Origin of the sequence: Paenibacillus selenitireducens, assembly GCF_002021565.1 — a bacterium.
GTDB classification, from domain to species: domain Bacteria; phylum Bacillota; class Bacilli; order Paenibacillales; family Paenibacillaceae; genus Paenibacillus_K; species Paenibacillus_K selenitireducens.
The window spans coordinates 422,381-447,551 of sequence record NZ_MSZX01000004.1 but is presented as its reverse complement, the minus strand read 5'-3'; the positions used below and the strand labels follow the sequence as shown (position 1 = coordinate 447,551).

The following is a 25,171-nucleotide window of genomic DNA, read 5'->3' as shown; positions in this document are numbered from 1 at the left end:
TTAGGCAGCGAAACTTGTACCTAAGTGTGCCGCACGGCGACATTGCTTGCCCCTAAAGTAACTTGTATTTTGCTACCTCAAGCCTCTGCAACTGAAGCTTATCAAACTACTGCCAAAAACCATGAGAACCAAAATTTCGCCCTACTTGTGGTATGGTTCAGCTTAACGTGGCTATCGGCGAAAAATCCATAAATCAAAACATACTTCAATCCTAGGATTACTCAAGCTTCATAAAAATGTATAGAAGGCCACCGAAATAATCGGCGGCCTGGTTATCAGTGATTCAACTATCGTGTCTCGTTAGCTTAACAACAAATTTAAAAAGTTGCTGTTTTGTCAAACTAATTGAATCCATTAAAGTGCCTGAGCATTTGGATGAAATCATGAAGCTCCGCATCTTTCCATTCAGAGAGTCGTTCATAAAAAACGGACTCTTTCTCCTTAAGCGCATCAATTATTTTTTGTTGTCCATACTCGGTAAGAGACAACACAATTTCCCGCCCATCATTAGGAGACGCTTCTCTGTTCACATACCCCAGAGTCTGGAGCTGTTTGACAAGGCGACTGACCGAACTTCGATCCATCGCAGTTGATTCCGCTAAAGTGGCGGCATTTGTTGGACCGTAGGAGTATAGCCAACGAACAATATGGAAGGCGGCAGGCTGTAAGGAGGAATCGAATTTAGTAGCAGCTCTGACATTCAGGGCATGTGAAGCACTGATGAGGGCGTTAAGCTGCTCGCCCAATTCAATCTCCAGTTTCTCCCTCGGTTCATTTTTTAACTCATTATACTTCATCCTCAATCACCTTTCTCTAGATCAAAAACAACTCAAAATTGATTGACATATATCAATCAAATCATTATAGTGGATATATGTCAACTAAACATCCTGCCTTTACGTTGTTTAGATAGATTACTTCAAAAAATTATATCACATGAAGGAGAAATGACGATGCCAAATAAAGCAACTGTTGTCATCACCGGTGCCACCAACGGTCTTGGACAGCTTGTCGCGATTGAATTGGGAAGACGCGGTTTTGACCTTGTCTTGACTGCCAGGAGTAAGGAACGCGCTGAAGCTACGAGAAAACAGATTGAGGCGAATACACCATCAGTCAATATTGACTTTTTTTATGGAGATTTATCGCTATTGAAGGATGTTAAACGGGTTGGGAGTGAAATAGCCTCTGCTTACCCTAAAATTGATGTCCTTTTGAACAATGCGGGAATCCATGCTTTTGAGCCCCGTATCACTCCCGAAGGGCTTCCTGAAATGATTGCTGTCAATTATTTAGCGCCGTGGCTTTTGACACATTCACTAATACCGTCTCTGCAGAATGCAGGTAAGGCCAGAGTTGTCAATGTTGCCTCTGAAGCTTCACACCGTCACGGCGTTTTGAAGCTCCCCGAGGATTTAACGGATACCACTCCCTTTACCGCTCGCGGCTCATCCCCCATCTATGGAAAAACCAAATTATTTAATATTATGTTCACTGCTGAACTGGCACGACGGTGGGCAGGTACGGGTATCAGCGTAAATGCACTAAATCCAGGATTTAATGTTACCGGACTAGGACGAGAACTTTGGTTTGCTTCCGTATTAGAACGATTGTTGAAAGCCCTTCGTCTTGGAGATCCGCGAAGAGGAGCAGGTATTATCACCCGTTTGATTGTGGAGCCGGAATATCAAGAAATGACTGGCGGATACTTTAACGTTGGAACCGGAAAATCTATAGACCCAGTATCGCCCGGGGGGGATGCCACTACGCAGCACAAGCTGTGGAAGGCCACAGAAGATTTGCTGAAGCAAAAAGGATTTATTTCCTAATACACGAATGAGGAAAGGATAAGACAAACGATGAGTGGAGAATAACTGTCAACACCGTCAAAAAAGGTCCCCTTCTCTTTATTATGATCTTGGGCGCATTTATTACCGTAATAAATCAAACCATTATGAGTGTGGCGACTCCGGAACTGATCAAGGCATTTGATATTACAGCAATGACCGCCCAATGGCTGACAACTGGCTACATGCTGGTCAACGGAGTCTTTATTCCAATGACAGCTTATCTGATGCAGCGCTTTACAACCTGTAAGCTGTTTCTTTCGGCAATTTTTGCGTATCTTGCCGGATCAACCATATCCGGCATCGTGCCAAGCTTCAGCTCTGTTTTTGGAACATTACTCACCTAATGACGCTGCTCCAAAACGTCATGAAGCTCGTAAAAGTCTGTTAACTTGCTATCGGTATGAAGGGTATCCCCGAACCTTCAATCCATAGTCATAAATATGACTACTATGGGCTTCTCTTTGGCTCCCTTTTCCTAATGGTTATTGCGGTATAGCTCTCAGTTAGCTCAACGCTAGAGAAATGACATATATACACCCTTACCTTGTATTAACTTAAATCCGAGTTGCTTGTACAAAGTACGAGCAGGGGCATTATCGTCATCTGTTTCGAGCTGTAATCGTGTGGCTTTGTTTGAAATAGCTAAATCAATGGCATGCTTCATTAGCTTCCTACCTACGCTCTTCTTTCTATGCTTTGATGATGAATATAAAGCCTCTATACGCAATACTGGGTAGCCTTTGCTTATAGAGAAGCTCCAGGAAAGGATGATGAACCCAATATATTCATGATCCTGTCTAGCTAAATAACAATTAGCCGAACTGTTACTAATAAATCTATTTAAAATTTGTTCACATTGTTCTAGCTGCTCTGGTGATGGATCTGATTCGTCCACTCCGTTGGAAGAAGAATTTAAGTAGCCAGCTATCAAGCCTTTAACTTTAGGAATATGAGATTCATCAATGGGTATGATTTCAATATCCAATAAAATCCCTCCCGTCAAAATTAAAACCTTCATTATAAATTATTCACGAAATTATGTCAGTATCCTGCCCTTTAGCGCAATCGTCAATCCGAGTTACCCATCATAATCTGAACTTTTCTTTAATGCTATTAGCGACTTCCACTGGAGTCAGATTCGTATTATTTAATTTTATATAATTCTTTCTTGTGATTTCCCCCTCATATGTATTTAATCTATGGTTTTCTGTTGCAATTCTCATTCTGTGTTCGGATTGTTCGATATTCCTTTTTGAAGGCTTATGTTCCAGTCTATGGGGGGTTTTATTACGTTCAATTCTTTCATCAAAATCAGCCTCAAGTTCTACAAAATAAACTTCTCCGCCTTTTCCTTCAAAAGTTTCGCAAACATTTTCCACGTAATCCCAGTCCTCTTTCGAATCAAACGCCCATACAAAAGTGAATATCAATCCATTTGAATCACTCTTCGAGACTGCTTCAAATATCTTTTGACGGAATAGATTTGATAATTCCCACATTTCAGGACCAAATCCTAAAAATGGACAAAGTAATTCGATGGTCATGTGATTATGAAAAAGCTTCAATTCCGTTATTTCTTCTAACTCATGTCCAACGGTCATTTTTCCAACTGCCTGTGGTCCGAATATTAATATCAACTTCATAAGCTGCACTCCCGTAATCATAGTCTATACATTATTTTTCTATTCCTATTAATACTATCTCTAATTCAATTATCCTGCCCTTTAGTTGAGTATCGGCCAACCAATTTAATTACCGTTACTTGATGGCTGGGGCATTTTCGCCCTACTTATGATACGGCTCTGCGCGCTGTCAGTAACGGCAAGCTTTGCATCTCGTTTGTTTTGGGGTTACCCAAACAGGGCGAAATGCGCCTGGTCTAGCATTGGAAAAGGTGTGAACCAAATCTCGCATATCTGAACGAAGTCCTTGTATTTCTTTATCACCAAGGACTTTTTGCCAACGTTTCTCGATCGACGTAAAAATACTTCCCGTAGCACGAATACACTGCCACCTCGTTCCGTTAAAACTACAAGTTTTCCCCTTCGGTCAGATGGATGGGGTTTCCTGCTCACATAACCGCGCTCTTCCAAATAATCAATTGTGATGCTCGAAAGAAGCAGTTTGATAAAAGAAGGAAAACCAAGATTAAAACCGAAAATATCTAGATGAAAATAAATATATAAAATCCGTTATTATTTATGTAAATGAAAGCGAGAGTGAAAACTTGGATATTCGAGTAGCAAATGAATTAGATTACCCTGATTTAAGAATGATATACCTAGAATCGCGTCGTAAAACTTTTCATTGGGCGGGCAAAGAAGAAATGACTTTAGAAGATTTTGATAAGCATACTGTAGAGGAGTATATAATTTTAGCAGAGGAAGATAATCAAATCCTTGGATTTGCTTCATTATACTTGCCAGATAACTTTATACATAATTTATTTGTTCATCCCGATTTCTCAGGTAAGGGTGTTGGTGGTCAGTTGCTGAATGCCTCTATAGAAAAAATGAATAAACCCTTAAGATTAAAGTGTGTATCTGAAAATCATAAAGCGATGAAATTTTATAAGAATAAAGGTTGGAGAAAAGTTGTTGAAGAAGGTAATCCTGGAGAAAAATATTGGGTTATGGAATATGAATAAAATGTATAATACCCCAGAGTTGATCAAGGGCTGCCGATGACGGTCATTGGCAGCCTTGTTATTGGCTGAGCTATCATTCACCGTTAGTGAAGCAGTCTGAGTCTCCACCAGAACAAAGCTCCAAAAGGAGGGATACCGTCTAGGTGTTATGTGTTGTTAAAAGTGTCAATTCCTAACTCTCTAACAAGTCTATCTCTTTCAGCTATGGTATCAGTAACGCCGAAACGTAAAGGACCACTAGCTTCGTAACTCGCCCTAAAACTATTATAATCCTGGCCATCTATAAGCTTGAGAAACGAATCGAATAACTTCACCGATAAAAGCCTGCTCTTGCGGCTTACCTGGTTCAGAATTTGTCATAACGACGATCCCGCATTTTTGACGTGGATAGGTGACAAGCATGCACTGATAGCCGATACCCCAACCTTTGGAAATCATGTAAGGTTCTCCATTGGCTTGAGATAGAAAAACCCCTAAACCAACATATTGGGCGCAGCCGTAACCTGTGAGCATCTTTTGAGCTGACGCTGGTGATAAAAGTGATGTAAGGTCCCCACCCCAAGATTTAATGACTTCGATTGCGATTAAAGCCATCTCGGATGGTGTTGTCCACAAGCCGGCACCAGACAGATTGGGGTAATGTACCCTCGTTCCGGTCACCATATTTCCATGCTTATCATGGCCTACTGTTAGTCTGGCTGCCTCGGCACAACGTGGTTTCGAAAGACCATTCCAAAAAAATGTTTTCTGTAAACCCAAGGGAGCAAACACAAGCCGGTCCATGGCAGAGCTGAAAGACTCCCCCATCACATCCTCGATGATAAGTTCTAAGATCGTGAATCCCGTATCAGAGTAGTGAAATTCACTGTCAGGAGTATATTTGACTTCTACGGCTTCGGAATTGTATTTCGTTCTCCCCGATAGTAAATCCTTAGGGGTGGGGAATGGAGACTGCTCCTGGTAGACGTCAAAACTACCCTCAGGGTCAATGAAACCAGCCTGATGAGCCAACAAGCTGCTTATCGTTACTTTTTTAGCAATCGTATATTGATTTTCAGGTATGTGCCAAGAGTTCAAATAAACGTTCACATCTTCGTATAAATCTAAAAGACCTTCTTGAACTAATTTCAGTGTACCGATCGAAGTGACCATTTTACTCATGGAGCATGCGTGAAATATGCTGTCTGCATTCACTTTCTGAGGGTTACCCGCCTCTTCGATCCCAAGGTTGATTGAGCATTCAAGCTGGTTCTCTTGAAATATTGCAATGCCAGCTCCTGGAACACTAAAGTGGGTCATACGCTCTTGAAGCCCCTCTACTAAGAGACGATTATGTAAATCCATCTCAAACCTCCTTCAATCCTTTGTACACGATTCCGTCAATCATCATAAGGCAATCAGAGTCAATAAACTCTGTGGTGGATGTCATTCTAGCAGGGAATTTATCTTTTTCAAAATACTCGCAAAAGACCTGCTCCATTTCAGGTAAGTCCTTTATATTTTTCAGGTATACATTCACCTTCACAATACGATCCAGTGGGAGATCAAGTTGATTGAGAGTCTCTTTTATGTGTGAGAACGAATCATGAATCTGTTCTGTAAAACTCTGCCCAAAACCCCGATGTAATCCGAGAAACACATAATCTCCGGCCGCAACAGCCGATGCATAGCTAAATGGCGTTGAAATTCGTTGAATCATATATAGAACCCTCCTAAGAATTAAATCATCTTCTTCTATATTAGAACACATGTTCCTGTTTGTAAATATTAACATTATCACTATCGGACCAGTGATCCATGAATTCAATCGTAGTCACCACGTACTGCTGCCTGTTACTTCACAAAAGAAAAAGGAGCTGCCTCATAGCAACTCCTACATGATCATTTCCCGGTAGTTAAACGTAACAGGCTACCTCTCAATTAAACTTTCAAATTCACGTAATCACTTTGTGTTAGCCCATATACATATTCATCGAAGTATTGGCCCTTTGTATAAATCATATTCCGCAGCCTACCTTCTTGAATGAGTCCAAGGTGCTCTTGCAACGCACTCGAACCCTCGTTAAACGCATAAACATGCGCATTCACTTTTTGATATCGCAGTTCTTCAAAATAATATCGTAGTAATATCAGGACTGCTTCCGAAGCATACCCTTTGCGCCAGTGCTCGCGGAAAATTGCGATGCCATACTTAAAAGTTCCATGTCGTGAATTACAGCTGTTCGTCCCGATGCTTCCCACAAGTTCGCCATCCAGCGTTTCAATAGCTAATGAAATATTATCCCCATTGGAAGTGTTAGACGCTTGGTGCGCAGCCCACGACCTTGTTCCATCTTCTGATCTTGGAAAATGAATAACATCGCAGAGCCTAGCCCCTTCGGAATCGAAATCGTTATGATGGAATTTCTCCCAGTCGGTGGGTAGAATGGGCCGTAGTCTCACTTTAATACCTGACCAAATGTAATGATGCAAATGATCTCCTCCTAAACAATGAATTTCACATAACTCAAACCGTGTGATTTAAAATAGCCTCGATGATGGTATCCCAGTCGTCATGGTGAATCTCATGTCCCGTACCTTCTAATGTCAGTAAAACGGCCCCCGGAATGATGTTAGCAAGCGCGATTCCGTGCTCATAAGGGATAATCGGATCTTCCAGACCGTGTATTACCAATGCAGGGACGCCGATTTCACCTGTCCCCTTCGATTATCGCTCGCTTTATCATGCAAAATAGAATTGTTTGGTTTGCATATCTAATATACGAGTACGCACATCATTTTTAGAAATGAACACAACATCACCCTGTTTATCGAAACAATACGCAATGGGAATGGATATACCCGTGTCACCAAAAGATCCATCAGCATGACTCGTCCCTATGACCATCACTTTGTGCTGAATTGCAATTTCCCGAGCGCGGCCTATCCATTCATCAAATTGCTCCTCGCTAAACATGCCTACACCTATCGGATGAACAATTAGATCTAGGCGTGATTCTTGAACGCCATTTAGGCCTTGGATAACTAGTTCATCACATAGGATATGACCGATGGTGAAACCACTTTCTTGGGCAAATGTCGCCACACTGTACTTGATCCGGTCAATGACGACGGTGCCATTCCGATTAATCATTACGGCTCTATCTTTAGGTCTCTCTTGTAAATTACGGTATCCAGTAATCAAGGCAACATTGTACTTTTGAGCTAATTCGCAAGCTTGAACTATATTTTCGTTCAGATATCCCTCGGGAAATATAGCAGCGTCCACGAAAGGATTTTTATGTAGTTCATATTCAAGCTGCTCAAGTCCACTTTCCAATTTAGGCTGGCAAATAAGAATTTTCAAATGATCCAATCCTTTCAAAATGAATAAAATCTCTGATCTCCGTGAGTCGGAATCTCTCCATCCGAGTAATAACGGATTCCTTTTCCCAACTTTTGAGCATATTCAATTTATCGTTCTTGCGTTAATTCAAATCCTTCACTTTGTTCAAAAAAGGCTAAGCTAATCACAATGTTTCCTTGAAGTGTAAGAAAGGCATTTGCTTGTTCAAATTGTTCTTTGAATTTTGTAGAACCGCATAAAGTTATAACTCTCATCATTCGTTCCTTTCTTAAGTAGCTGTGAGTAGAAATACAAATGGATCGTAGAAGTTTATGATTGAAATACAAACACAGGTCCGTTCCACCGATCATCCTTCCATTGGTGTTCTCTTATAAACTTGTAGGGACCCAACGTGTTTGTATAATTTTACCACGATCTATCAAGATCGGAAATTCCTCTTAAACAACATTGTTGGCAGAATTTTCACTTCGATGTGGCTTTTTGTTTCTCTGCGGTGTCTAATAGAATGTAAGGTCAAGAGGAGGTTCTTACGATGTCTAGCGCGCATGACAAAACTCCTGTTTATCCGGATGAACAGGACAATATAATCAAATTTGAAGTCATCTATAGTCAGTACCGAGATCGAATTCGCAAATATCTTTCACTAAAGGCAAATCCGATGATGGCGGATGACTTAACGCAACAAGTTTTTTTGAAGGTCATGGAGAACATGCATACGTTCAAAGAACATGCCAGTTTATTCACTTGGATATTTAAAATCGCTCAAAATACCGTCAAAAATGAATACCGAAGTTTATCGCGCAAAAAAGAAAGTACCTATGATTTTACAACGTATGAATCACAATCCATTGCGCTTGATTATGCTAAAAATGTTGAAATACGTATCGATATCAGCTCAGCATTAAATCAGCTAAATGAGCTAGACCAACAGATTATTACGTTGCGATTTTTTGTTGACTGTACCCTATTAGAAATTGCCAAAATCGTAGGTATGCGTGAGAGTGCAGTAAAAAACAGATTATACCGAGCATTAGAAAAATTACGAAAAGAATTAAAAGAATGGGGTGACATTACAATGATGTCTATTCAAGATATGGTATCGATTGTAAGCAAAGGTGAAACGAACGAGAAGAATGCTAGTCTGAAGAAGGTGCACCAGGACTTATTTAATGAACTGAAAAATAATGTTGAGCGAATTTCGTCTAAATTTAATCACCAACCGTCTAGAAAAATTATTATCGAAATGTACCCAGACCTTCCTACTTTCCATCATGCTGTCGGAGAAGAAAATGCACCTAACTGGTTCATGGGGACGATCGAAGGAAATATCTTAAAAATCGTTTCTCCATTGAATCCAGGACCAGAACACACGTATCAATCCATTCTAAATTCCACAGTACACTTGTATGCCATGTGGTTGATTCATGATATTAATCCGCTTGCTCCCAAATGGTTGCGTCAGGGTATTGGAGGAATTGAAGCAAATCAAATGACCCCAGAATATATTAGAGACACTACAAGGGATGAAATCAGCAATCTAACAATCCCATCTTTCCAAGAATTAAACAACGATACTTGGGATTTCGGAACAATGAAAGGATTTCAGTTTTCTTATTTATGTGTAGAATTCATTCTTGCAACATATGGCTTGGACGCATTAAACAAACTTATACGGGATCCCGAAGATTATCGTGGTATCTTTCTACGTTCGGAGTTAGAGCTGTATGAGCAGTGGGTCGAGTATCTAAGAAACAGATAGTACGTGATTGACCTATTTTAGGCCCGGTGATAACCGGGCTTTTTACATTAGCTTATAAGATGTAGAATATACGTAAACATTACTTTATTCAGCAGTAATCGCAAACAAATTGTGATCTTCCCACGCACCGTTAATTTTTAAATATTTTTTTGCTAAACCCTCATGTCTAAATCCTGATTTTTCTAAAACCCGGATAGATGGTAGGTTTTTGGGCATGACCCCAGCTTCAACGCGATGCAATCCTATTTCGTTAAAGGCATTTTTCACACATATTTGGACAGCCGCTGTTGCATAGCCTTTGCCATTATGTTTCTCATCAATAAAATAACCCAAATATGCATTTTGGAAAGGACCTCGAGAAATACCAGTTAGTGCTATTCTTCCTACAAGTTCATCCATCTCTTTAATAAAGATTCCGAAGATATAGGCCTGATCGTTTACTCCCCCTTGAATTCCAGTTGCAATTTCTCTTTCCTGTCCTTCTAGGGTGAAATGTGATTCATCCCTGATTGGTTCAAACGGTTGATAAAAATTACGATTTCTTAGAGCTTTAATTCAAGAAGATTGCCTGCATCCTTCATCTCAAGATACCTTAAATAGATGTCATTGGCACTCAAATAATATCAATCCTTTCTAAAGCAAGAAGTGGGAAAATATAATAACAGCATTTTTACATGCGGTCAATACGTATGCCACTCAACTATCCTGCCAGTTAGCTTAACAACGAGTTTAGAAAAATGCCCTCATTGGTACGTTATCGTCCATCGATAGCTTGGTAGCAAAAACTCAACTGAAACAATGTAATTACCCTCTGTTTATATAAAATGATTCGAACTCAGGAACAGAGTTGAACTTGTTCAAAGATACTCCTTTTGTTTTTAGGTGAATCTCCAACTTTTCTATAAGCTGCAGAACGGCTATTCTTAACGGTTCGAAATTTGCTGTATCCAACAGATTGACAAGATCGGATATGCTAACAGTAAAAACGGCGAACATGCCGTTTTTTTGTTATTGATGCACGAATTTATCATCATCCATATTTGCTTGTATCACGTCCACCCAATTTGTATTATGCATCATCTCGGAAGAATCCCCTTGAAATGCCTTCATGGCTTCCTGATCATCAAGCAGCCAATATCTCATCCAAGCCGTCAAGTAACCCCTATGATTGCCACCATTACCTTCAATCGCTGTATGAGCTGCACCTTTTGCCATCCCCATCATAACAGGCGTACTAGCGTTAGTACTATGCAAGGCTAATTGATTCGTTGATACCGGTGAGATTAGAAAATCTCGTGTACCGCCCATAATGAGAAAAGGAACGGTAATACGTGATGTATCGTACACATCTTCTGGATCACAATGCTTTAAATCCGGGAGAGCGATGGATACAACCGTCTTAATCAACGATCCACTTTTATAGTTGGTATGAGCATTAATGACCCCAGTAGACCCTTGAGAATGTCCAGCGACACCAATATGTTCCATTTGTATTTTTTGATAAAACAAGCTGTTTGCTAGTTGGTTTTCATTTCTCAAATAATCAATTGCCTCCACAATTTCTTTGCCTGTTCCTGTTGTCTTGCTATAGGAATCTATTACAATGAATCCCCAGCTAGCAAGATGAGTTAAGAGCTCATCATAACGATCTGGCGTGGCATCTGTTCCATTCCCCCAAGAAATAATAGGATAGGATTCGTCTCCTTGAAATGCTGGGTAGTATATTCTAAATAAAGCCTCTCCACTCGTACTCTTAACTTCTTCTACCTTTACATGATAGCTTCCTTGCTGTGCATACCGCTGCTCAATGCTTCCTTCTGCAAGTTCTGGCACATTAGAATGAATGATTATTTGCAAGAAAATTGTAATTGGAACTACAGCGATAAGGACTAAAGCTGACAACCATAAAACCCACTTTCGTTTTTTCAAAACCAACATACACGTGACCTCTACGATAGTATAGGTTTCTCTATCGTTTTCTCTGTTAAAATATGAAACTAAAGGGATATACGTGAAAGATGTAGTTATGATTCATTAAACAAGATGCTAGATTTAGCTTAATCTCACCGTCTTGTTGTTTCTAGATATGTATCCTCAATTTTTTACAACAATAGCTTCGCTCACGTCTTTATCTTTGATTTTATAAAGCTCAGTACCAACCTGATAAGCGTTTGAGAAAGCATCTACAACATAGTGCTCGCCACTTTTATTCGAATACGACTTCACTTCTCCAACTTTTTGTTCAATGTCTTGGTCGTTAATTTCTTCATTAGTTACCTTATAATTCAATCCCTGAAAAATTATTATTTTCAATGATTGATTATTCAATGGTGCTGGTTTGTCAGTATCAGCGGTCTGCGACTTGGCAATCAGATAGGCGACAAACGCTCCGACGATGCCGCCTGCATAGTTACCGAAAAAGCCCATCTAGGTGTCCCCACCGCCGTAAGCCAGTTTGTTGGGTATCCACACAAGCACGTTGATACCGATCGGCACGGCCAGCACGGCCACCCAATATTTGCGCGGGATACTGAGTAAGGTTTTGTTCCAGAATGATTGTTGTTCCGTCTCCCGCGGCGTAGTCATGTGATCAACCTCCACGCTACAATTATACATAAACTACCAAACGATAATACCATGATAGAGGTGGGATCACGCGCTTGTGCCGACATTACGAAGCTGCCGTTTTTCCGCGTGTAGTACACTTGTCTTTGTCCCGCTTCCTAGTCTTCCGATGGTGCATGAGGAGGTCAAGTCCTTATTTCCCTGTCCATATCCCCACTATCTGTGTCTTCTCTGGATGCAACGCCAGTTCCAGGCGCTCCATAATCACCTGAATGAGCTAATTATGCTGAGTAGTCGGAGTGCCGATTTTTGTCCGGAATAGTGTGAACGATGATATCTGAATCTTTAACTACCTGTTCACTAATAATTTTCTGAACGTCTTCTAAATGAGCGTATACTGTTGTTTTTAAAAACGGATTATTTCTAATTAGGCTTTATGTTAAAATGCATCGTCAAACGCATGTTCCATTTGATCGACCTCTTTAGAAACTGCGAAGAAGACAAATGGTCCTTTCGTCTTTAACACATGATTTTCCACCAGAAAATATTCGTTTGGGCGATAGTCTTTGAATTTTATTTTTTGTGCATCGATTCGCAACTTTATTTTCTCTTTGACGCTATCTGCCTGACTCTGTTCCGTTAGCTTGATAACGGCCAATTCGTCAGCTCTCACATTTGATGTAGACGTGTAAAGAATAAAATCTTCAACGCTGTCCGTATCAATCTTATACAATTTCTTGAGCTTATTCCGATCCTCCTCTTTCATGTCCTTCAAGTTCACCGCCTGTTCGATTCTTTTTCCGATTTGGGTAGCCGACAGTTTTTCAGCTGTCTTGTCATCCTTGCCCGAACATCCGGACAATACGCCGATCGCGACGACAAATGCAAGAATAACGGGGAAATAGCATCTTTTTTCTTTCCATTGTTTTCCCATTTCATCACTCCGTTAGATTTTTTATGGATGGGTCTTCAAAAAAAGTATTCGCATTATAAAGTAATAGCATGTCATGGATATCGTGTTTGTTCACGAACGACGCCAAGTCTTCCTCATAATACCGAAGGTCTACTACATCAATTTCGCTGAAGTGCTTTAATAAGAAAGGAATGAAGCTGTTGGCGTATGAATCTTTGACCACCAGTAGCTTTTTCCCGTTCGGATGAGCTGTTTTGATTTGGATAAGCGCATGGTTACCATTAAGAAACACCGCATATTTATCCTTCTCTTGAAGCTGCTCCATCGCATATAACGAATCCGTGGTTTGCCCTTCATCGACATACGTCACGGCATATTTCTCTTGTTCCTTTGGCAGATACAGTTCAATGCTGTCAGGCTGCAAGTGTCTAAAACCACTCTTTGAATACAGCGAGCCGTAAAATTCACTGGTTACCTGCCGGATATTAAACTCTTCCTTATTCAGCGGTGTCAGTCCCATTTGCTTGCAAAGCTCTAAGTAGGCGACATAAGCGCCTTGGGTCGTCCAATGATGGTCGGTTTTATAGAAAATGGGCTGCTCCCGTTCGGAAAATAAAGCAGCAGACACATCGACAAAACGAATATCAGGATGCAGCAAGCTGCGGACTTTTCTCAAGTATGCTTCTTCATCGCCGACCATGGCATATTTCGGAAGCTTGTCTTTATGCAGTGCCGCTGCCGTTGGCACCAGCATCATATATTTGCGCAAGCCGGGCGTGGCATGGTCAAACGCATGAATGGCATCAACCTTCTCCTCCACATCCTCTTCCGCCGGGGGAATAAAATTCTGAATCAGATATCCGTCTTTACCGAGGTAAATTCCGCTACTCTCCTTCTTCCCCATGATGCGATCCGTATCGGTTTTCGCCCCGATCCAAACATCTCTAAATACAAATTGGTCGGACACATATTTCTCGAAATCGGAAGTGAATTTTCCAGACACCAAAGTTTTCATCGAGAAATGCGGCAGTTGCTCCAGCATCCGGTTCTCCGATTCCGAAAATGTACGATCCGGCGCCACAAGATTGAGAACGGCGATATTGCCTATAAACAGCAGTAGCAATAAAGCTAGCAAATTTCGGATGATTTTGATATATCTGTCCATAGCCGCCCCCTTAAAATCGAAAGTATAAAAACGGATTGTAGGTGTCATTGACCAAATAAGCCGTCGACAGAACCATAAATAAAATATATATAAGCGGAACGGCAATCACGCCGGCAATTCTCCATTTTTCCTTCATGCAGGCTAAAATTTTTCCAGGAAGCGGAGTCGCACAGAATGCCAATACGACAAGTAATACTACATTCGTAGACAAACCGTAGAGCGCCTGCTGATCCGCAAAACCATGACTACCGAAACCGAACATCACGCCGATGAAACGCCAAGCTGAAGCCAAATGGTCCATTTCGAACAATACCCAGCCGATAATGATGACCAAAAGCGTGTAGACATGGCCGACAAAAGCGGGCCTGCGCCCAAGCCACCGCAAAAGCAATAATTTCTCAATCATCACGAAGAAACCGAAATACAAACCCCATACGATAAAATTCCAGCTGGCGCCATGCCATAAGCCGGTTAAAAACCATACGACCAATAAATTCCGGAGCTGTATCAACAGCCCTGACCTGTTACCGCCAAGCGGAATATAAACGTACTCTCGAAACCAGGTACCGAGCGATATATGCCATCTGCGCCAAAATTCCGTCACGCTTTTGGATATATAAGGATAACTAAAATTTTCCATAAAATCGAAACCGAACATTTTGCCCAGCCCGTTTGCCATATCGGAATACCCGCTGAAATCGAAATAGATTTGCAGCGTAAACGCGATAATGCCAAGCCAGGCGGATAGTACGGTCAATTCCTCGACCGGAGTCGCTTTGACACTTGTCCACAATAATCCGATATTGTTGGCCAACAGTACTTTTTTGGCAAGACCTCTGATGAACAGCTCCGCCCCTTCACCAAAACGGTCCAGCGTCACCTTACGTGTAACAAGCTGCCCCGCGATGTCGCCGTATTTGACAATGGGACCGGCAACAAGCTGCGGGAACATCGTCACGTATGCCCCAAAAGAGATGATATTCTTTTGCACGGGTACTTTATCCAAGTAGACGTCAACGACATAAGACATCGTTTGAAATGTATAAAAGGATATGCCCACAGGCAGTGGCAAATCGGCCGCTTGGAGATGCAGATGAAACAACTGATTGATATTGTCCACCACAAAATCGGCATATTTGAAGAACCCGAGAATGCCTAAACTGCCGGCCATCGAACCGATAAAAATCGATTTGGCAATCAGTTTCCGATGTCTATATTTATTGATCAGCAGCCCGTTGAAAAAATCGAAAACAGTTGAAAATATCATGATGAAAATGTATAGCGGCTCGCCCCATGCATAAAAGATCAGGCTGACGACAAGCAGGACAGCATTTCGAAATTTCATCGGCGAAACATAATAGATCAGAACGGTGATCGGCAGAAAGAGGAACAGAAATATTAGGCTGCTAAAGACCAATATTCACACCTCCAAATAGGTTTACCAGTTTTCATGTTAGTTCACTTGATCTTTCAGTTGATCCAGCATTCGAGCGTAAAATTTCGGTTTAAAATGAATGCCGTCCGAGTCGTACAGATCTGTGCCGTTTGATATTATCGGGGACAAATCGGTAAATCCGATGTGTTCCTTGTCCGCCAACTCTTTTAAGCCTTGATTATAGTCGTTGATATTTTTGTATCTGGGTTCCTGCTTTTCTGCTTCGGCCGTTACCGGAGTTACTGTTAAAAGCGTGATTTTTGCTTGCGGAAGTTTTTCCTTGATCATCTCGATCAGCTTGGCGTAGTTTTTTATGGAATATTCCTTGGGATTATCCGTAGGCCACAAAATGTCGTCTGACCCCAATTGGATAAAGATATGTTTCGGGTCCCGTTTGGTCAACTCGTCGATATCTTCCAGTGCAAACTCCGCAGTTTTTCCTGCGCCCGCCAGTACATTACCTTCATCCAGTACATCATGAAAAGACAGACCCTCCGTAATGGAATCCCCCAAAAATACGGTGTTTTGAAAGAGCGATTTATACGAAGTTGCGGTTGCCACCGGAGAAGTCGCTTTATGCTCCTGAGCTTGAGGCGACGGTTGTTGCGGATTTGTGCTTGCAGGTTCGTTACCACATGCCGCCAAGGCAAGCGTAAAGCCCCCAATGAGTATTGTCGTAATAATTTTTTTCATGATCATATTCCCCTCTTAATTTAATTTCAGAAATTCCTTGATTCCGTCCAGAATGGAGCTGGCCATCCGGTATTGGACTTCTTCCGTCAATATTTTTTTCTCTTCTTGCCGACCGATCCCGAAATCCATTTGCTTGGACCCTATGCTTTTGCATGATTTCAGCCAAGGACAAGGAATCTTCGTGGTAATAGTAGGTTTCCGTACCTGAAACACTAGGGTCCTTGTACGTATTGCCATGAATGGATATGAGCAAATCCGCACCCAGACTTTATAAGCCGTCCCTAGCTGGTGGTGCGGCAGTTTTTCCTCATCCGATCGGTCACACGGGCTGGTTATATTCGTAAGGTGGTGGCTTGCTGTACCATTCCCTGAATGGATGTTATACAGAAAAACGATCAACACCGCAGACAGAATAATTGTAATGATCGGGACACTTCTTCACCCAGTCTCTCCTCCTTCCGATAAAGAGTGTAATTGCCCGTTATAAAGATAAAGTGCAGATCATATCAAATTGATTTAAAGAATCAGGCTGCAGGAAGATAAAAAAGAAGCTGTCCCGCAAGATCCGAAAAAGACCTTCCAAGAAAGCTTCTTGTTCCAAAATATACTCCAAATCCGCGACATTTCTACAAGCGACGATCCTTTTGGAAATTCAGGTGAAAATGCGCATTATCGCTATAAACACCAAATCGGTATCCTTTTTTTTCGTAGAATGCAATGATCTCCGGAAGAACCTGCAGCGTTTGCGGCTTTTCATGCATCAATACCACTTCCAAATCGACTTTTGTCGTTTTTTTGATGTTCTCGACAATTTGTTCCGGATGGTCTTTCAGTTTCCAGTCGTTCGATTCAATGGTCCAATCCCAAATCTTCATTCCCTCTTTGACGATTTGGTCGCGAAGTTTTTTATCGTTCAGTCCAGGTACCGAGCCGTATGGCGGACGCACCAAATGTGGACTTTCGCCTGTAATGTCATGGATGAGCGCCAAGCTCGATTTCATCTCGGATACGAATTGCCCTTCTTCGTACAACTTCTTATATTGGTGAGTCATGCTGTGTCCTCCGACATAATGCCCCTCGCGCACAGCACGCTTCACGTCGCTTTGTAAACTTTTTCGCTGCAATTGGCTTCCTTGCATGAAAAAAGTGGCTTTGACACCATGTTGCCGTAGAACGTCGAGAAACTTCCCCGTCCATTCGCTCGGACCATCGTCAAACGTTAAATATACGATCTTCCCTTTCGGTCGGGCATCCTCGCCTTCCGCAACTTTCGTCGTAGAATGTTGGTACATAGACTGTTCTCCATGCTGTTCCGCAATCGCGACCCTATCCATTGGCATCAATCTCATCAGGCAAAAACAAAGCAGGCCAATGGCTACAAGTAGAATGGCTTGACGTCTGCGCCTCTTTGCTATAAATTTTCTTTCTCTCAGACCCCGAACAAGGTTTGTTCTTGCTGTCATTTTCGATCCATCCCCTCTCTATGTAGAAAGAATAATAGAGAGAGATGCAGAGAAAGTGCAGATGAAATAAAGATAAGTTAAAAAAACGCAGAACCGGAGTTCTACGCTTTTTTATTTAAATGAAAATAGAACATGACCCCATCGGGTGTATTGGTTACGCCATAAGGCATGTCATGCATCTCCAGAATCTTTTTGGAAATGGCGAGGCCTAGCCCGGTACCTCTGGTCGACCGTTGACGGGAAGGTTCGCCGCGATAAAATCGGCCCCAGATCTTCTCAAGTTGATCATCCGGAATGCGGGCTCCTTTATTTTCGATGCAAATTTTAACGGTATCCTGATCTTCCGAGGTGGTTACGAGAATGGACTCCGACTCCGGCGTATAACGAATCGCGTTGGTGAGGAGATTGATGATGACTTGCTCAATTCGGAGCTCGTTTGCCACAACTTCGACAGGTATCAGCGAAGTGTAAAGATGTAATTGCTTTGCCGCGATATCCACAGCCAATTTATCGCATATCCGTTCGATAACGTCGTCGATATAAAAGGAATCCATGACCATTTTATACGTTCCGGATTCATATTTTGCCAATTCCAGCATATCCACGATCAGCAGATCCATCCTTATGACTTCGTCTTCCATCGCTTGAAAATAATAATCCCGCTTATGGCTTGCAACCCCGTCCTTCAGAATCGCAAGGCAGCTCTGAATAACGCTTAACGGGGTTTTCAGCTCATGCGAAACGGTGGATATAAATTCTTTTCGCGTATGCTCCAACTGCTTTTCTTTCTCGATGTCCTGCTGAAGGCGAAGAATATGGGAGTGCAGCCGTTCGGAAAGCTGGTTAATGTTGCGCGACAAGTCGCCGATTTCATCCTTCGTTTTGATGGGGATTTTTTCCGAAAAATCGAGCCCTGCCATTTGCTGCGTCGTACGGTTGATGCGCAGTAGCGGCCGAGCGATCTGGCGGGAGTAATAAAACGATGCCAGCAGCACGAGAAGCAGAGTGGCAATAATGATGTACACATAGTAATCTTTGATCATCCCTGCAGCTTCATTTACCGGCTGAAGTGACGTCATCGCAAACAGGTATGCAGGATTTCCGTCGTGGTCTTTGATGCGGTCCACGAAAATTTTGTAATTCACATGGTTTTCTTCATAATCTACGGTCTGATTTGTATTCGCGGTATGATCATAGTCGCCGTACAGTAGATCCGCTTGGAAAGCTTTGATACGATCCAGAAACAAGTGATTTGTATAATGCGAAATTCCTGCACCTTCCGGTGTCCGTACTTTCGTGATGGTTCCTTTGACCAGAAATGATGGATATTTTTCATGATATTGGATCGGGTTCGCGAATCGATTGACGACCTCATACTCTTTGCTCACCATCTGCCGATTTTCCAGCCTGTTTTCCTCTCTCAGATTGGATACGTTCCTTCCCATCCGCTGGATAACTGGCTGATTGTTCATGATCAAGCCTTCAATAACGATCCTTTCCCCTTCTTTAATCCATGGAGTGAGGAACGGATTATCGCTGATGAAGTCCTCTACATTGATAAAGCTGTAAAGAGGTAAGGTCATCGTTTTATTGGAAAGCGCAGAATCATCCGAACGATCCAGCTTGATCTCCATGAAGAAATCGTCGGCATACTTCAAATTACCCTGGGCGTCCAAAGCCGTGATCCAGGTGTTATACTTTTGATAAAAGTCTTGCTCCAGCTTTACCGTCTCCTGCGTGTTCGAGGCATAATTCAGGTAGTCTTGTTCATAAGCTTGAAGCACCGCGTTAACGTCCTTAACTTTTTGATGAACATAAAACTGTTTGAAAAATACGGTTTGCCCGACAAAAATAACGGCAAGAATGAACAGGCATAATCCCGACGTTAATAGAAACAACTTAAGAACAATGCTTTTTTTCATGGCTACTCCTCGAATTTATATCCTGATCGAACGACCGTGACAATATGCTTGGCATGCTCCCCCAGCTTGGAACGCAGATTGCGGATATGGCTGGAGACCGTTCGATCGTCACCGACGAAATCATATCCCCAAATTTTTGTAATCAGCTGTTCTCTGGTCACTATAATTCCTTTGTTTTTCATCAAATAAACCAAAATTTCAATTTCCGTATGTGTCAAACTGCAATGTTCCCCATCGACCAAAACGGATCGTGACGGAAGATGGATCGAAATACCACTGCTGGACAACGTATCTTCCTCTTGTTCCCCGATCAGTCGGCTTTCTAAAAGCCGTTTCGCCCGTGCCAGCAGGATTGGAGGACTATACGGTTTGGTTACATAGTCGTCGGCACCAAGTTCAAAACCCAGCAATGTATCGTCTTCATCCGAACGGGCCGTCAACATGATAATTGGAACATTCGATATCTTTCGGATGCGTTTGCATACAGACCATCCGTCTAATTCAGGGAGCATGATATCCAGTATGATCAGATCCACCTCATGTTCTTGAAATAACGCTAGAGCTTGTTTCCCATCGCCAGCTTCAAGCACTTCATATCCCTCTTCCAGCAAATAATCTTTCATAACTTCCCGTAAGATAAGCTCATCTTCTACAATCAGTATTATTCTTGACATATAGCTACCTCTCAATGTTTTTCTGTAAACGCATGACTTCAGACTTTCGGAACCACCAGCATGCGTATAAATTAGATATTTCGTTTATTCAAAATATTCTTTATGAAACCGATCGCCAACACCGTCCAAAGGGGTGCGTCTTTTATCTATTATTTGCAACTGCAAGGTCAGTCATTAAAATTTCATGCCGGGGTGGATATAAGTCCTCAGGATACTTCCCTATCCAATTTCCGACAGGATCGTGGTATGCTTCTCCCAATTTAACCGAAATTAAAATGAATCAGTTCCGTAAATTGATAAAAGAGACTTTGAACCCCTATTAAGTATATCGAAGTCACACTGGCACCTTCTTATCTGATTTAACTGAGGAATAGCTGCATTGTACTCTCCACGGCACCGAAAATGCAACTTTATCTTAGTTAGTATCCGTGTTAAAAAGTAGGTAACTTCTTACCGCCATTCCTTAGAGCTGTGCCGTAAGTGTCATTATTATCGTCATACATATACTCGAATGCGCTCAAATTCTACAGGATCCTCTGCCTCTACATTCGCTACCTCCAACACACGAAATCTCTTTAATAGCATAACACCATATAGCGAGCAAAGGAGAAATATATCCAGCAAGCCGATAATTGTACCTGACTTGCGCAAACTATAAACTTTACCGAGGTCTCCGTGCAATCAACCGCAACCAACAGTTTAATGCTAATAAAGACGCCGGAAAGCAGTCCCTCGACGGTCAGTGTCAAACTTTCCGCAATTGCCGTTATCCTCACAGCTTCTGCCGAACCTGTAAGTTGCAAGGCAATCCACAGCCATGCTGTATAGGCGTTCTCCTATTATGGAGCCTATCTATCCAAGCCACAAAATCAGTGGTATGGGTCTCCTTAGTAAAGCAAGGTAAGACATTAAACCGTTTGTACCCAAAATCACGGTGCAGAGCGAGCTACAAAGTGGCGAGTTTGTCCAAATTGAGATAACGGATTTACCTCTTTATACATGGAACATTTCCATGATGTATCGTGAACGAAAAGAATTGAGCAGTCAGGTGAGCGCCGTTTTAAACGCGTACGCATTACTCAAGTAATCTGCCTGTTAGCGAAATTAAGGGCTGCCACTCGGCAGCCCTTCTGGTATTGAACTATCGTGTCCCGTTTAGCTCAATGAATGCCTATCATAACGTGTTTCCTTCAAATTCATTTTGAGGGCGTACCATGTGTTCAGCAAGTACACCAGCGATGTATATTTTTCATTAGCCAGGTAATATTTCTTGCCGTCGCGTTGTAAAATTCCATTTTATGAAGCTTGCCGTTTCGTCGAGAGAACCGTATCATAGGTTACGTTGCTATTATTCAAAGAATAAGAAGAGCAGGAAGGATGACTGATATCGTGAACATTACTGAAAAACAGATCGTCGTATCCTTGGAGCCCGAATATGAAACCGAATACTTGCAGCTTTTGAATAATTACTTTACGGCTTCCGAGCGAAATAGCCGGGCCTCCTCCATTCATGAAAAAAAACAGCTCATGGCGATTAAAGAGCAAATGGCGCTTATGTGCGACCAGAATCCGCAAAAAATGAACATGCTGAGGTCCATCATCCGAGATGTGAGTGACAGAAGGGAAAAGGCGATCGTCATCTCCAAATCGAATGCCGTCACCGCCCTGTTATTAGACGAGCTTTCTGCGGACGAGGACATCAAGGGCGTTCTTATTATTACGACACAGCTTTCCATCCATGAGGCCAATGAGATGATTGACAGATTTAATAAAATCCCGGAATTCACCGTTCTGCTTATTACGGATTCCGTCTACACCGGTCTCGACGTTACGGCGGCAAATCATCTTGTGCACTATGATTATCCGGCCCGCTACTCTGATATTTTGCAGCGCAACAACCGCATATCGAGACAAACTTCATATCATAAAGAAGCGACCATATATTATCTCCTAACGTCGGGCAAAATCGACGAGTTCGAATATCGGGAATGCCGGAACCCATAGTGTAACGCTGCAGCAAGGCTGCCAATCAATTCCGCGGCAGCCTCATGCTGTTGTCTGATCCTACTCAATCTTTGTTTATACTCTGTAAGGGATTAAGTTGACCTGCTCCTACCAGCTCCAAGGTGAAGCGATCGATATGAATACAAATTATCATTTTATTGTCGATAAGAATCGAGAACGTTTCCTCGTCTTGGTCAGGGATCCACTCAAGAACATACGCAGTCTACATATCGCTAAACTGCCTAAAGAGGATCGCCTCACGAAACGAAAATAATCGTACGCTAAGCAATTCATTGCATGAAAAAACTGGCCCCTTTACTCCTACAAGGGAATCCGATTTTCGTAATCAAAGCTGAATTGGAATTCAACTATCGTTTCCCATCAGCAGTGAATTGAGTTTTCTCTGTGACACGGTTCCCCGCGCTGTCAGTAACGGCAAGTTTTGAGCCTACCTCTGGGTGATTATAACAAACGGCTGCCACATTGATGGCAGCCATTCTATTCAATCCCTATCTATTCAGCATTTCGTATTCGCTCTTGGTCAATCCATATACAAATTCATCAAAGTGTTGCCCTTTTGTATAAATCATATTCCTCAGTCTTCCCTCTTGAACGAATCCAAGATACTCCTGAAGTGCAATCGAGCCATCGTTAAATGCATAGACATGAGCGGTTACTTTCTGGTAACGTAACTCCTCGTAATAATAGCGTACAAGGATTTTAACTGCTTCTGAAGCATATCCATTACGCCAGTGCTCTCGAAAAATTGCTACGCCATACTTGAACGTTCCATGCCGTGTATCGCAGCTGTGAGCAACAATGCTGCCAACGAGCTCACCATCAAGTGTTTCGATTGCGAGACTGAAGTTATCGCCGTCTGGACCTTTGGACGCTTGATTCTCAGCCCAATGCTTCGTGCCTTCTTCAGACCTTGGAAAATAGATCACATCGCAAAGTCTAGCGCTTTCCGAATCAAAATCGTTGTTATGAAACCTTGCCCAATCTGTAGCCAAAATCGCACGCAATCTAACTTTGTTACCGGACCAAATATTGTTATTCATATAGACCCTCCTAATTAAATGATTTCACTCCTATTCCTCCTAAGAAAGAAGGTGGAGATCTTACACGAGGATCTATATTTCTAATTGGGACTACATTGTTCTCATTCCTTTCATATTACTAGATTATACCAGTAGTTTTGAAAGGAATTCCACTATAAAACTCTGGCTATTCATCAAGCTGAAGAAACGAGTTCGAGACCAGCTTTTGCATGAAATCTCTAATGAACGTCAGCTGCTCCTCCGTATAACCCGCCATGAAACGGGTAGCGCCCGCATGGATACGTTCGTCCAGCTGCTTATGGAGCTTGTAGATCTTCTCGCCCGATGGCGTAATCGCAAAATGCAGCTCCTTCTTGTTTCCCGGAATCGTCTCACTCACGATAAGACCGTGCGAAACAAGGCGCTTCGTCAGCTTAGAGATGGTACCCTTCGGAATGCCGAACCGGCTAGACAACGTGCTGCCGTTCGCTCGGCCGAGCTTGCCGATCGCATCCAGCACATGGAACATCGTAGGTGTCATCTCGCGCAATACAGTCTGTATTTGCAGATCCGAGCATTGAGCCAGCAGCCATGCCTTCTCTTCGTCGTCGTCTTGCTGTATTTTCTCCGCAAATTGCGTAAAAGCTTCAAACACTTCCTGAAGCAACCTTTCGTCGTGAGCCTGCTTCATCCTTCCGCGCCACCTTTCATCCGTTACATATGCCCCTAAGTATAGCAAATAGAATCCATGTCCGTAAATAATATTTCCAAGAAACAATATTGACGGATCTCACTCCCTATGTTATTTTGTTTCCAAGAAACAATAATAATGAAGGAGTGACTCCCATATGACGAATCAATCCGCTTCCACGACAAACCGAGTGCTGGCAACCATCATGAATCACCGCTCGATCCGCAAATTTAAGAACGAGAAGCTGGTGCCCTTCCAGATTGAAACCATCGTACGTGCCGCCCAAATGGCTTCTTCTTCCAGCTTCATGCAAGCCTACTCGATTATCGGTCTTACCGATCCCGCTTTGAAACACGAGTTGCGTGAGATCACGAAGACACCGTATATCGAGGAAAACGGACACCTATTTATTTTTTGCGCGGACCTTCAGCGACTGACGGTCATGGGTACCAATCAGGAGAAGCAGGATATGCAAATCATGCTGGAAAGCTCCGCTTTCTATCAAATCGCTGTCATCGATGCCGCACTTGCAGCACAGAACGCCGTTCTGGCCGCAGAATCGCTTGGACTCGGCGCTGTCATCATGGGCGCGGTCAACAAAGACATCAAACGGCTTGACGACATGCTTGGTCTACCTCAGTACGTCATTCCGCTCTTCGGCATCGCCGTCGGCGTTCCCGACCAGCAGCCGGAAGTAAAGCCTCGCCTCCCCTTGGAAGCCGTCTATTTCGAGAACCGTTACTCCTCCGAGACGGAGCAGCTTGAACGAGTCCAAGCTTACGACAACGACATGAACCACTACTACCAGACGCGCAGCGAGAACAATCGTAATGACGGGTGGTCGCGAAAACACATTGACATTCTGAAGATGAAAATACCGCTCGGCGCCATGACCGAATACATGCGCAGCAAGGGCTTTAACATTACCTGAGGGAAACGACGAGGGATACTCATTGCGGGGAATCATTTCGCCTTACTTTTGATACGGTTCTCCGCACTATCTA

General features: G+C 42.5%; 26 protein-coding genes and 2 pseudogenes. 6 read left to right on the top strand and 22 right to left on the bottom strand.

What is annotated here, in order from left to right:
- Positions 1-341: 341 nt before the first annotated feature.
- Positions 342-797 carry a MarR family winged helix-turn-helix transcriptional regulator gene (locus tag BVG16_RS12635; protein WP_078499027.1) on the bottom strand — a complete coding sequence of 152 codons (456 nt, stop codon included), beginning with the start codon at positions 795-797 and terminating at the stop codon, positions 342-344.
- Positions 798-953: 156 nt separating this feature from the next.
- Between BVG16_RS12635 and BVG16_RS12630 the strand changes: the two genes are divergently transcribed.
- Positions 954-1,829: an SDR family NAD(P)-dependent oxidoreductase gene (locus BVG16_RS12630; protein WP_078499026.1), complete on the top strand. Its 876-nt coding sequence runs from the start codon at positions 954-956 to the stop codon at positions 1,827-1,829.
- A gap of 89 nt (positions 1,830-1,918) precedes the next feature.
- A complete protein-coding gene (locus tag BVG16_RS12625; RefSeq protein ID WP_144027362.1) occupies positions 1,919-2,194 on the top strand; it encodes an MFS transporter in 276 nt (91 codons plus the stop codon).
- Between the two features lie 170 nt (positions 2,195-2,364).
- Here the strand turns inward: BVG16_RS12625 and BVG16_RS12620 are convergent, their stop codons facing one another.
- A complete protein-coding gene (locus BVG16_RS12620; protein WP_078499024.1) occupies positions 2,365-2,835 on the bottom strand; it encodes a GNAT family N-acetyltransferase in 471 nt (156 codons plus the stop codon).
- A gap of 100 nt (positions 2,836-2,935) precedes the next feature.
- Positions 2,936-3,493 (bottom strand): AAA family ATPase, encoded by a 558-nt coding sequence (locus BVG16_RS12615; RefSeq protein ID WP_078499023.1) that lies wholly within the window; start codon positions 3,491-3,493, stop codon positions 2,936-2,938.
- A 584-nt stretch (positions 3,494-4,077) separates the two neighbouring features.
- On the opposite strand from BVG16_RS12615, the gene BVG16_RS12610 reads away from it, so the two are divergent.
- Complete coding sequence (locus tag BVG16_RS12610) at positions 4,078-4,497, top strand: GNAT family N-acetyltransferase (protein WP_078499022.1); 420 nt, start codon at positions 4,078-4,080, stop codon at positions 4,495-4,497.
- 264 nt (positions 4,498-4,761) lie between these two features.
- On the opposite strand, the gene BVG16_RS12605 is transcribed toward BVG16_RS12610, so the two are convergent.
- The 5 genes and pseudogenes from BVG16_RS12605 to BVG16_RS12585 all read right to left on the bottom strand — a co-directional run bounded on the left by BVG16_RS12605 (position 4,762) and on the right by BVG16_RS12585 (position 7,843).
- Complete coding sequence (locus tag BVG16_RS12605) at positions 4,762-5,841, bottom strand: serine hydrolase domain-containing protein (RefSeq protein WP_078499021.1); 1,080 nt, start codon at positions 5,839-5,841, stop codon at positions 4,762-4,764.
- A gap of 1 nt (position 5,842) precedes the next feature.
- Positions 5,843-6,196, bottom strand: a complete 354-nt coding sequence (locus tag BVG16_RS12600) for a RidA family protein (RefSeq protein ID WP_078499020.1) — start codon at positions 6,194-6,196, stop codon at positions 5,843-5,845.
- A 221-nt stretch (positions 6,197-6,417) separates the two neighbouring features.
- Complete coding sequence (locus BVG16_RS12595; RefSeq protein WP_078499019.1) at positions 6,418-6,969, bottom strand: GNAT family N-acetyltransferase; 552 nt, start codon at positions 6,967-6,969, stop codon at positions 6,418-6,420.
- A gap of 34 nt (positions 6,970-7,003) precedes the next feature.
- A pseudogene (locus BVG16_RS12590) lies at positions 7,004-7,195 on the bottom strand (alpha/beta fold hydrolase); the annotation flags it as partial.
- Between the two features lie 24 nt (positions 7,196-7,219).
- Positions 7,220-7,843, bottom strand: a complete 624-nt coding sequence (locus BVG16_RS12585) for a hypothetical protein (protein WP_078499114.1) — start codon at positions 7,841-7,843, stop codon at positions 7,220-7,222.
- Between the two features lie 532 nt (positions 7,844-8,375).
- Between BVG16_RS12585 and BVG16_RS12575 the strand changes: the two genes are divergently transcribed.
- Complete coding sequence (locus tag BVG16_RS12575; protein WP_078499017.1) at positions 8,376-9,602, top strand: RNA polymerase sigma factor; 1,227 nt, start codon at positions 8,376-8,378, stop codon at positions 9,600-9,602.
- 84 nt (positions 9,603-9,686) lie between these two features.
- Here the strand turns inward: BVG16_RS12575 and BVG16_RS12570 are convergent, their stop codons facing one another.
- From BVG16_RS12570 to BVG16_RS12515, 12 genes and pseudogenes are all read right to left on the bottom strand, one after another.
- The gene (locus tag BVG16_RS12570) at positions 9,687-10,055 is read right to left on the bottom strand and encodes a GNAT family N-acetyltransferase (protein WP_332888777.1); all 369 of its coding nucleotides are present in this window, start codon (positions 10,053-10,055) and stop codon (positions 9,687-9,689) included.
- Between the two features lie 555 nt (positions 10,056-10,610).
- Positions 10,611-11,540 carry a poly(ethylene terephthalate) hydrolase family protein gene (locus tag BVG16_RS12560; RefSeq protein ID WP_078499015.1) on the bottom strand — a complete coding sequence of 310 codons (930 nt, stop codon included), beginning with the start codon at positions 11,538-11,540 and terminating at the stop codon, positions 10,611-10,613.
- Positions 11,541-11,696: 156 nt separating this feature from the next.
- A complete protein-coding gene (locus BVG16_RS12555) occupies positions 11,697-12,029 on the bottom strand; it encodes a hypothetical protein (RefSeq protein WP_078499014.1) in 333 nt (110 codons plus the stop codon).
- Positions 12,030-12,188: a hypothetical protein gene (locus BVG16_RS32785; protein WP_158081678.1), complete on the bottom strand. Its 159-nt coding sequence runs from the start codon at positions 12,186-12,188 to the stop codon at positions 12,030-12,032.
- A gap of 418 nt (positions 12,189-12,606) precedes the next feature.
- Complete coding sequence (locus tag BVG16_RS12550) at positions 12,607-13,101, bottom strand: DUF4358 domain-containing protein (RefSeq protein ID WP_078499013.1); 495 nt, start codon at positions 13,099-13,101, stop codon at positions 12,607-12,609.
- 4 nt (positions 13,102-13,105) lie between these two features.
- Positions 13,106-14,245: a DHHW family protein gene (locus BVG16_RS12545; protein WP_078499012.1), complete on the bottom strand. Its 1,140-nt coding sequence runs from the start codon at positions 14,243-14,245 to the stop codon at positions 13,106-13,108.
- 10 nt (positions 14,246-14,255) lie between these two features.
- Positions 14,256-15,662 carry an MBOAT family O-acyltransferase gene (locus BVG16_RS12540; RefSeq protein WP_078499011.1) on the bottom strand — a complete coding sequence of 469 codons (1,407 nt, stop codon included), beginning with the start codon at positions 15,660-15,662 and terminating at the stop codon, positions 14,256-14,258.
- Positions 15,663-15,698: 36 nt separating this feature from the next.
- The gene (locus BVG16_RS12535; RefSeq protein WP_078499010.1) at positions 15,699-16,379 is read right to left on the bottom strand and encodes a GDSL-type esterase/lipase family protein; all 681 of its coding nucleotides are present in this window, start codon (positions 16,377-16,379) and stop codon (positions 15,699-15,701) included.
- Between the two features lie 151 nt (positions 16,380-16,530).
- Positions 16,531-16,626: pseudogene (locus BVG16_RS33990) on the bottom strand (N-acetylmuramoyl-L-alanine amidase); the annotation flags it as partial.
- A gap of 373 nt (positions 16,627-16,999) precedes the next feature.
- Complete coding sequence (locus BVG16_RS12525) at positions 17,000-17,836, bottom strand: polysaccharide deacetylase family protein (protein WP_078499008.1); 837 nt, start codon at positions 17,834-17,836, stop codon at positions 17,000-17,002.
- A 101-nt stretch (positions 17,837-17,937) separates the two neighbouring features.
- Positions 17,938-19,758, bottom strand: coding sequence for a sensor histidine kinase (locus BVG16_RS12520; protein ID WP_078499007.1), 1,821 nt, complete (start codon positions 19,756-19,758; stop codon positions 17,938-17,940).
- Between the two features lie 2 nt (positions 19,759-19,760).
- Positions 19,761-20,432, bottom strand: a complete 672-nt coding sequence (locus BVG16_RS12515; protein ID WP_078499006.1) for a response regulator transcription factor — start codon at positions 20,430-20,432, stop codon at positions 19,761-19,763.
- A 1,389-nt stretch (positions 20,433-21,821) separates the two neighbouring features.
- Here BVG16_RS12515 and BVG16_RS12510 point away from each other — a divergent pair.
- The gene (locus BVG16_RS12510; protein WP_233147014.1) at positions 21,822-22,436 is read left to right on the top strand and encodes a helicase-related protein; all 615 of its coding nucleotides are present in this window, start codon (positions 21,822-21,824) and stop codon (positions 22,434-22,436) included.
- 509 nt (positions 22,437-22,945) lie between these two features.
- On the opposite strand, the gene BVG16_RS12505 is transcribed toward BVG16_RS12510, so the two are convergent.
- Both BVG16_RS12505 and BVG16_RS12500 read right to left on the bottom strand, forming a co-directional pair.
- A complete protein-coding gene (locus BVG16_RS12505; protein WP_078499004.1) occupies positions 22,946-23,497 on the bottom strand; it encodes a GNAT family N-acetyltransferase in 552 nt (183 codons plus the stop codon).
- Between the two features lie 166 nt (positions 23,498-23,663).
- Positions 23,664-24,167, bottom strand: coding sequence for a MarR family transcriptional regulator (locus BVG16_RS12500; RefSeq protein ID WP_078499003.1), 504 nt, complete (start codon positions 24,165-24,167; stop codon positions 23,664-23,666).
- 157 nt (positions 24,168-24,324) lie between these two features.
- Here BVG16_RS12500 and nfsA point away from each other — a divergent pair, with 157 nt between their 5' ends.
- On the top strand, positions 24,325-25,098 hold the full coding sequence (nfsA, locus tag BVG16_RS12495; protein ID WP_078499002.1) for an oxygen-insensitive NADPH nitroreductase: 774 nt from the start codon (positions 24,325-24,327) through the stop codon (positions 25,096-25,098).
- Positions 25,099-25,171 lie beyond the last annotated feature (73 nt).